The organism is Chitinophagaceae bacterium (assembly GCA_030053935.1).
GTDB lineage: Bacteria > Bacteroidota > Bacteroidia > Cytophagales > JASGCU01 > JASGCU01.
The window spans coordinates 2,192-3,566 of sequence record JASGCU010000008.1; the positions used below are offsets into that span (position 1 = coordinate 2,192).

The window sequence follows — 1,375 nt, forward strand, 5'->3', positions numbered from 1 at the left end:
ATGGAAAAAAATAAAATCTCAAATTTTCTAACATCTGATATTTCATACTTACTTGGGCTTATCACAGGACACGGAGAAATCCAATACAACAGCGATGTAAAGAAAATCATTATTGACTTTGAATATAAAACTCTTGAATCAAAAGCTATCACAAAAGTTTTTGACCAACGCTTGCATATTCAAACTTCGCTTGACCCAGTTGTGTATCGCTTACAACAAATGGGAATCAATGTTCAGAAAATTACAGGCGACAAAATTTCTCTTGTTCTCACTTGGATAAAAGAGGACATCGCTTGGTTGTTCATTAAGTTTCTCATCAACGGAACACGATTTAGTTTTCACGACTTCCTAATTCCCGAACCAATCTTTGAAACAACTGATGCAAACAAAAAAGAATTTTTGCGAGGCATTGCAGATGTAACAGGTTTTGTTCGCAAATCAAATGTTGACCAAACAGGCAGACATCGTGTGTATATTGAAATCTCAAACAAGAATTGGTTTTTACCACCGCAGATTTGTCAACTCACACAATCCTTGAATGTTGCCATTCAATACATTGGTTACGGACATCCAAACATAAGAGGCGGCACAGGAACAAGTTGGGCTAAAGAACATCAGATAAAAATTTATGCAGAAGATTTTGAGAACATCGGCTTTTATATTTCTCACAAGAATGAAGCACTTGCAGAACTTGTTGAATACAACAAGGCAAACTTTACAAGGAGACAGTCATTGTGCACAGGTGTAGCGAAGAGAGAAAAAACAAAAGAAAGTCATCCTCACGAAACGCACGAAAAATTACCAGCAGAAATTAACGGGCAACATTTTAACGGCTTCAAAGAAATTTGCAAGTGCTTAGGTTGCTACTTACAAAAAGATTGAGCATGTATAAAAATGAAATAGAAATGTATCCCGACATTATCAAGTGGTTGACAACCGACTTGAAACAAAGATTTGGGAAGAAGGCAAAAAAAATTCAGGTGCTTGACACACACGACAGCGACCTTAGTAACTTTATCATGCAACTGAATTATCAAAAGTTCTTTCCAGAGTTTACGACATTTCAAATTCGCCAAGACATCACAGGTTTTATAGAGTATTCAGACAAAGTTGAATTGGTTTTTGTAGAGTGCAAAAACACGACACTTTCACTCATCAACCTTTCACAACTTATCGGTTATTCAAGTATTGCACTTCCGATTTATGCAATCCTTTTAAGTCCGCAAGGTATGGGGACGACATTGACTAAGTTACTTCAGACTTACAATCGCAAAGATGTTTTAGAATTCAAACCAAACAGACGAATACAAGTAATCAAGTGGGACTTCAACAAACAGGACATAGACCATATGAACAGCGTATTGTAGCCAACGCA

General features: G+C 36.6%; 2 protein-coding genes. Both read left to right on the forward strand.

Translation table 11 applies throughout. From position 1 onward, the window contains the following. Positions 1 to 882 (forward strand): hypothetical protein (locus QM536_01860; protein ID MDI9355755.1); only part of this gene is annotated, 882 nt, incomplete at its 5' end. 2 nt (positions 883 to 884) lie between these two features. Continuing rightward, positions 885 to 1,367: a hypothetical protein gene (locus QM536_01865; protein ID MDI9355756.1), complete on the forward strand. Its 483-nt coding sequence runs from the start codon at positions 885 to 887 to the stop codon at positions 1,365 to 1,367. Positions 1,368 to 1,375: the final 8 nt, after the last annotated feature.

What these genes read in the sequence shown, in the direction of transcription:
- QM536_01865 (MDI9355756.1), top strand. Translation starts at nt 885, where the DNA reads ATGTATAAAAATGAAATAGAAATGTATCCCGACATTATCAAGTGGTTG.